Annotated in this window: 5 protein-coding genes; 2 read left to right on the plus strand and 3 right to left on the minus strand. The window is 40.5% G+C overall.

The features are described from left to right. Window positions 1-386: 386 nt before the first annotated feature. Together AB204_RS09390 and ydgH are read right to left on the minus strand one after the other, a co-directional pair. A complete protein-coding gene (locus AB204_RS09390; protein WP_047963143.1) occupies window positions 387-1778 on the minus strand; it encodes a basic amino acid/polyamine antiporter in 1392 nt (463 codons plus the stop codon). A 433-nt stretch (window positions 1779-2211) separates the two neighbouring features. Then, window positions 2212-3165 (minus strand): DUF1471 family protein YdgH, encoded by a 954-nt coding sequence (gene ydgH / locus AB204_RS09395; RefSeq protein WP_047963124.1) that lies wholly within the window; start codon window positions 3163-3165, stop codon window positions 2212-2214. A 391-nt stretch (window positions 3166-3556) separates the two neighbouring features. Here ydgH and pntA point away from each other — a divergent pair, with 391 nt between their 5' ends. Both pntA and pntB read left to right on the plus strand, forming a co-directional pair. After that, on the plus strand, window positions 3557-5095 hold the full coding sequence (gene pntA / locus AB204_RS09400; RefSeq protein ID WP_047963125.1) for a Re/Si-specific NAD(P)(+) transhydrogenase subunit alpha: 1539 nt from the start codon (window positions 3557-3559) through the stop codon (window positions 5093-5095). A gap of 10 nt (window positions 5096-5105) precedes the next feature. Continuing rightward, entirely contained in the window at window positions 5106-6524 is a 1419-nt protein-coding gene (pntB, locus tag AB204_RS09405) for a Re/Si-specific NAD(P)(+) transhydrogenase subunit beta (protein WP_047963126.1), read from the plus strand. A gap of 128 nt (window positions 6525-6652) precedes the next feature. On the opposite strand, the gene AB204_RS09410 is transcribed toward pntB, so the two are convergent. Continuing rightward, complete coding sequence (locus tag AB204_RS09410) at window positions 6653-7882, minus strand: MFS transporter (protein WP_084728557.1); 1230 nt, start codon at window positions 7880-7882, stop codon at window positions 6653-6655. Between the last annotated feature and the right edge of the window lie 104 nt (window positions 7883-7986).

The following is a 7986-nucleotide window of genomic DNA, read 5'->3' on the forward strand; positions in this document are numbered from 1 at the left end:
GGTTCATTTATCCCATAGTAATATCTAGCGAGCTATTTTCAGAATTAGTAGGAATGTTTTATTAATATAACAAATGAATAACATCTGAAACAGAATAAATATTTATGTATAGAACGGATTTTGATCTGTCCCTATCATTTTAGTTACAACATACTTATTGAAAATAAAAAACTAAGAATATTTGAAACCAATAAGAAATAATCAAAACCTTGCTATATGCAACAACAAAAAAAATCTCTAAGCCTACAAATCAACATCTATTTCTGTCCACGTCCATAGAACTTGTGAATAAAAAAAGGGGAAGAATTTTATTTCTTCCCCTTTGGAAAACGACTTGGAATCGAAAAAATTTGTATTAAGCTAACATCAATAGTGTCAGCTTATTATTAATGTATTAACAACCATGTAGCAGGGATCGTTGTAAGAAATAAGACTACAATAGCCAGCTTTTCCATTACGTTCAGTGGGTTTCTTTCCGTATTTTGCCTGCGAGCATACAGGAAAACCAATAACCCAGGAGCATATAGCACAACTGAAAGCAGTAGATTCATCAAACCTGATGCATAAATTAGCCATAATCCGTAAGCACAGGCACCTATTGCAATAGATAATAACGCTCGGCTGCCACGTTCAAAAGCAACCTTCACTAAAAATGCGCCTACAAGAAAGTAGGGAACAAGGATCATCTCTGACGCAATTGAAAATAATGTATTGTAATTGCTGCCGCTTAACCAGATTAAAATCAAAGAGATTTGAACCGCGCCATTTGTGATCCAAAGTGATGATTCAGGCGCTTTCTTGTTGTTTTGTTTATTAAATATTTTTGGGAATGAGCCGTGTAAGGAAGCGATAAATGGCACTTCTGCGGCCATAATTGTCCAGCTCAGATAAGCGCCACAGACAGAAATGATTAAACCAGCAATAATCACAATATCCCCGGCAGAACCCATTAACCCTACCATAAGGTTTGCCATTGAAGGATTGCGCATGGCAGCTAATTCAGGTCTTGTGACTAATCCCAGTGAAAGAAGGGTAACAAGGACATAAACACCCAATGCTGAAATGACGGCCAGCACAGTTGCGATACCAATATCTTTACGTTTTCTAGCTCGGGCTGAAACAACAACTGCACCTTCAACACCAATAAAAACCCATAAAGTAATTAGCATCGTATCTTTAACTTGCTGCCAAACCGGAACACCCATTTCAATGCCGCTGAAATCAAAGGAGAACACATCCATTTTGAAAGCAATGACGGCCAGAACAATAAACATGCCCAATGGCAAGAGTTTCGCCATCGTAGCCAATTGGTTGACTCCCGCAGCAGTTTGTACCCCTCGAAGGACTAACCCATGAACAAACCACAGTAAAATAGATTCACCTATCAGCGATTGCCACGTATTTCCATCACCGAAAATGACTGAATGTTCGGTATCGGTAAAAAAACTTAAGGCTGCAAAAACGATAACCAAATAAGAAACATTAGCAATAATGGCGCAGAACCAATAACCCCATGCAGAACAGAACCCGACTAATTCCCCGAATCCTTCCCTTGCGTAGGTAAAAATACCACTATCCAAATCAGGACGAAGACGCGAAAGCAAAAGTAAGGACGTGGCTAAAAAGAGAATACCTATGCCTGTTATTCCCCAACCTATCATTAATGCAACAGGGCTGCCTACCTGTGCCATGTTTTGTGGCAGACTGAATACGCCAGCCCCAACCATGGAGCTGAGTACCAGTGCTGTCAGAGATGTGAGGCCTAATTTTTTTTCCAAAGATACGTTCCTAAAAATAATATAATCGACACGATTAGCCAGAACACTTGTCCTGAATATCAAACACATATTGGACATTTGTTGCATCCATGCTATGGATTGCAGATAAAATTCAGTAGATAAACCTAAAAAACAGGGCGATTCTACGGAGTGAAAGGATTGTATGCAATGGTTGACTATGCAAAAAAATATAAATTTTATGCATAAAATTATGTAGAGGAATAAAAAAACGAATTACAGATATTTTTTCTAATATGCAATATTGCCTTGAGAAACATAGGAATAAGTACATGATAAACACTTTTGATAATACACATTGTGTATTTTACAGACAAAAAACAAATAATGAACAATTATGCAAATCTTGTAAACAAGAAAAAAGGCACAGTGTTTTATTTGTGCCTTTTTCATGGTGTGATGAATAACGTTTCGATTATTTGAATAAGTCAGCACTGATCGTCACGTTACCACCATTGGACTGCCATTCTCTGGTGACATGGTAGTATTTTGCGCCTTTTTCGGCTGCACGTTTAGCAACCTGATAAGACACTTCCGGGGCAGTAGTGTAATAACCAGAGAAAGTGATGGAATCAAATGGCACCATCTGAGCGGCGGATGCTTTATTCAGTTCTTGAATTTTTGTGCCATTCGGTAAGGTTACAGTGTAACGCCCACCTTTTGCTGTCTGGGTTTCAAAAAAGCGACCAACGACATTGCTTGTTGAAGTTGAAGAAGCCACACCAGGAATTTCTACTTTCTCAGCTTCTTCACCACCTTTTGCCAGTGCCTGACGGCCCGCATCAGAATCGGCCGGAATTACAGCTTGATTAGATTGAACTTTGCGTTTTGGTGCATCTTCTTTATAAACATATGCTGTAACTATTTGGTTCCCGCCATTATTTGGTGCAATGTCACGAACAATAAAGAAGGAGGCTGCATCTTTCTTTTTGGCCGCTTTGGCGATGGCTTCTTTCATGTCAGGATCAGTGGGGAAATAGCCATTCACCGTTACCGTATCAAAAGGTTCCAAAGTAATTGCTTCTGTTTTAGGTAATTCTTTAATACCACGATAGATGCGATAATTAGGTGTTTTATCTGCTTTTTCTGCATCCTTATGATACAAATCGGCCACAACACGTAAATTACCACGTCCATTGAGATCGTCGAGACTTTGGATGTAAAAACTTTCAGCGCCTTTTTTATCTGCCTGACGAGAAACTGCATCGGCAGCTTCATAAATTGCATTAAAACGACCTGTGACTGCAATTCGCTCAAAAGGTTTGAGCTCTGCGGCTTGTTCCGGGGACAATTCTTTAGCCGCATGTGCAGCAGTAATCGTGGTTAATGAGAACACCGCAGTAGCGATGATCGTTGTCTTCAGCTTCATAAAAAATCCTTTCGCCTTGCGCATTAAAATATTTATAACGTGCTGAACATTGTTATGTATCACATAGCTCGCAATTATTACATGTAATAATGCCAATTGTCGCAAGAATTTATACCTTCTAAATAAACGATTGTCAGTTTTTAGTATATGGCACTAGGAATTTTGATAAATATAGTGAGTTATATGAGATACGTTATCGTTTAGATTGGAAGGTCATTTTGTTTTTTTCTGACATTATGATGATAAATCATTGACATTATTTTCATTGCGTTACTATTTTATATTCTATTGATAGGTTTTGCTGATGGCAGAAATAAAATCAATCTAATCGTTAAATAGGCTTCAACAAGGTAATAATCGGCAATATTTCATTCTTAAAGAAGGAAACATTATGCATATTGGTGTACCAAAAGAGCGACTTTCCAATGAAGCTCGCGTTGCTGCCACACCATCAACGGTGGAGCAATTGCGCAAATTGGGGTTCAGCGTCACAATTGAGACAGAAGCAGGGCAACTTGCTAGTTTTGATGATATTGCTTATCAAAATGCGGGGGCTGATATTGCAGAATATCATCAGATTTGGCAATCAGATGTTATTTTAAAAGTCAATGCTCCTACCGATGATGAAATTGCCTTGATGAAAGAAGGCGCTACGTTGATGAGTTTCATCTGGCCGGCACAAAATCCTGAATTAATGGCAAAGCTGTCAGAACGTAAGGTGACCGTTCTGGCCTTGGATGCAGTTCCGCGAATTTCCCGCGCACAATCTTTAGATGCGCTTAGTTCAATGGCGAATATTGCTGGCTATCGTGCCATAGTTGAAGCTGCCCATGAATTCGGCCGTTTTTTTACAGGGCAAATTACAGCAGCAGGTAAAGTACCACCAGCTAAGGTCATGATTATTGGCGCAGGTGTTGCAGGGTTAGCAGCCGTTGGTGCCGCGGGTAGCCTCGGTGCGATTGTCCGGGCTTTTGATACGCGTCCAGAAGTTAAAGAACAAGTACAAAGTATGGGCGCTGAATTTTTGGAATTGAATTTCAAAGAAGAGGCCGGTGCAGGGGATGGCTATGCAAAAGTCATGTCGGACGCTTTTATCAAGGCAGAAATGGAATTATTTTCTGCGCAGGCAAAAGAGGTTGATATTATCGTCACTACGGCACTGATTCCGGGCAAACCAGCACCTCGTCTTATTACTAAAGAAATGGTCGATTCCATGAAACCGGGCAGCGTGATTGTTGATCTGGCTGCCCAGAATGGCGGGAATTGTGAATATACAGAAGCTGATAAACTTGCTGTAACACCAAATGGTGTGAAAGTGATAGGTTATACTGATTTGCCCAGTCGATTGCCAACTCAATCATCACAGCTCTACGGAACCAATCTGGTCAATTTATTGAAATTACTCTGCAAAGAGAAAAATGGAGAAATCAACATCGATTTTGATGATGTTGTTGTACGCGGCGTTACTGTCATTAAAGAGGGTGACATCACCTGGCCAGCTCCACCTATTCAAGTTTCGGCTCAGCCTGCCACCGCAAAACCCTCATCAGTCGTGAAGAACGAGGCCAGACCAGAAGAAAAACCTAAATCTTCGTGGCTGAAGTATGGAGGGATCATATTGGCGATAATTCTGTATGGCTGGTTGGCACATGTTGCACCGAAAGAATTTTTATCTCATTTCACCGTGTTTGCGTTGTCTTGCATCGTGGGTTACTACGTTGTCTGGAACGTCAGTCATTCGTTACATACACCATTAATGTCTGTCACCAATGCGATTTCAGGGATCATTGTCATCGGAGCCGTGTTGCAAATTGGTGCAGGGGGATGGGTGAGTTTCTTCTCGTTCATTGCAATATTAATCGCCAGCATCAATATTTTTGGTGGCTTTACTGTCACCCAACGTATGCTGAAAATGTTTCGTAAAGGATAAGGGGTAACTTATGTCGAACGGAGTATTTTCGAATGGAATATTTTCGAGTGGAATAGTTACAGCGGCATATATTGTTGCTGCCATTTTGTTCATTTCCAGCCTCGCCGGGCTTTCCCGTCATGAAAGCGCCAAACGGGGTAATATTTTTGGCATCGTTGGTATGGCAATTGCGTTGATTGCCACTATCTTAGGGCCTGACTCCGGCAAAGTTGGCTGGATTATGTTGGCAATGATCATTGGCGCTGTTATTGGCATTCGTCTCGCCAAAAAAGTGGAAATGACGGAGATGCCTGAATTAGTCGCTATCCTGCATAGTTTTGTCGGTTTGGCGGCAGTTTTGGTGGGGTTCAACAGCTTTATCTCCCATGATATTTTTGCAGATTCCGTTATGGAAAATATTCATCTGACAGAAGTCTTTCTGGGAGTCTTTATTGGTGCCGTGACGTTTACCGGTTCAGTGGTGGCATTTGGTAAATTGAGAGGAAAGATTTCTTCCAAGCCGTTGATGTTACCACACCGTCATAAACTTAATCTGGCAGCATTGGTCATATCTTTGATACTGATGCTCACTTTTATAAGAACGGAAAGTGTTGGATTACAAGTTTTCACTTTGTTACTGATGACAATCATTGCACTTGCTTTCGGATGGCACTTAGTTGCCTCCATCGGTGGCGCAGATATGCCCGTTGTTATTTCCATGCTGAACTCATATTCAGGTTGGGCAGCAGCAGCGGCGGGTTTCATGCTAAGTAATGACTTGTTAATAGTCACAGGTGCTTTGGTGGGTTCTTCGGGGGCCATCCTTTCATATATTATGTGCAAAGCGATGAATCGTTCTTTTATCAGTGTTATCGCCGGCGGTTTCGGTACCGATAGTGTTTCCTCAGGTGATGAACAAGAGATGGGGGAATATCGTGAAACAACGGCGGAAGAGGTCGCTGAACTGTTAAAAAATTCCACTTCAGTAATCATCACTCCGGGTTACGGTATGGCAGTTGCTCAGGCACAGTATCCGGTTCATGACATTACCGCGAAGTTGCGTGAAAAGGGCATAAATGTTCGTTTTGGCATTCATCCGGTTGCAGGGCGTTTGCCGGGGCATATGAATGTGCTGCTTGCCGAAGCAAAAGTTCCTTATGATATCGTTTTGGAAATGGATGAAATCAATGATGACTTTACTGAAACAGATACAGTTTTGGTTATCGGAGCCAATGACACAGTAAACCCGGCCGCTCAGGAAGATCCTTCAAGCCCTATTGCTGGAATGCCGGTACTGGAAGTCTGGAAAGCACAAAATGTCATTGTATTTAAACGCTCGATGAATACGGGATATGCCGGAGTGCAAAATCCACTTTTCTTTAAAGAGAATACCCAAATGTTATTTGGTGATGCTAAAGCGAGCGTCGAAGCAATTCTTCGGGCTTTATAGCCACATAAAGCAATATTAATACCCCGGAATTAATACTCAGGAGCTTCATGTTATAACATGAAGCTCTTTTTTATTGTAGCCCCAGGGAGGAAGTTTCGAATCACCTGAAAATATCCAATTAATTCAAGTTAATTTTTAATAGCTTTATTTTGTTGAATTGAAAAAAGCCAACACATTAACCCGGCTATCAATGCACTGATAATTATCAAACCCCAGGTGCGCGCATAACCTGCTGATTGAATATAAGCCCCAATTAAAATATAGGTAGGCATAAGGCCAACGTTTCTGACTGTTGTCAATATCCCACTTATGCGCCCCCGATGACTACTTGGAGAGTTATTGGCTAAATACACGCCTTCTTTGGTTAAAAGCAAAACCTCTCCTACCGAAAGGAAAAACCATGCTATAAACTGAATGCTGACTGAGCTATAAAATAATATCAGGCTATATCCTAGTGCAAAAGCAAAACCAGAGATGGAAAGGCTTTTAATATCACATAAATTTTCTGTCAGCTTTATTATTATTGGTGTAATGATAACTATTAATATACTTGAAAATGTCATTAATTGCCCATACAGAATTGGACCTTGCTTTTCAAATAAATGGCTTAAGTAGAGCGGGGTAGTGATTGCCATCTGATTCAACGAAAACCAAAGAAAGGTACATAAAATTCCAAATATGAGTAATCTTGGCCTCTCTTTAAAAACCTGCCATACTGAATCTCCAGTAGCTCTTTCAAGCTCAGGATAGTCTGTTTCATTAATTTTATGATTATGAGTATTATGACTTACACCGAATAAAACAATTAAAACACCGACTAAACTTGCAAGCCCATTCCCCCAAAAAACCCACTCTGTGAAATTCCAGAAAAGATAGCCGGCTAATACAGGGCCAATACCAGAACCCAAACTGTATGCAAGGTAGCTTAATGACATTACCGCACTGCGATTATTTGTGGATGATATGTCTGCTGTAAGTGCATTACTGGCAGGAAGAGCCACTCCGTAAAAAAAGTAACCTAAGAAAAGTAAAGCAGGTAACATTACATGCCAGTCTGAAAAAAAACCACTGAATATCAGAACCAATGAACCTGCGGCCTCTCCCAGAACCATCACTTTCTTATGCCCGAAAATATCAGATATATTACCTCCGATAAGGTTACCCACAAGAAAAATCGTGGTGATCCCCATAGCCAGCCCACCAGCCACTGTCGTTGAGTATCCAAGTTTTTGTGTGAACAAAAGAATCATGAATGGCATGATAAAATTACCTAGACCCAGAACAAATTTTGCCAATGCAATAAAATATATGTCTTTAGGTAATCCTTTGTACATCAATAATGGACTAAGCAGTTTCATGGATATTTATATTTTCCCTGTTATTTTCCTGAAAAAACACGTCATCGACGGATCCAGCAAATGAGTGAAATGATCATGCATACGTCAAGTTATCATGCTAAATA

Source organism: Xenorhabdus khoisanae, from assembly GCF_001037465.1.
Taxonomy (GTDB): Bacteria; Pseudomonadota; Gammaproteobacteria; order Enterobacterales; family Enterobacteriaceae; genus Xenorhabdus; species Xenorhabdus khoisanae.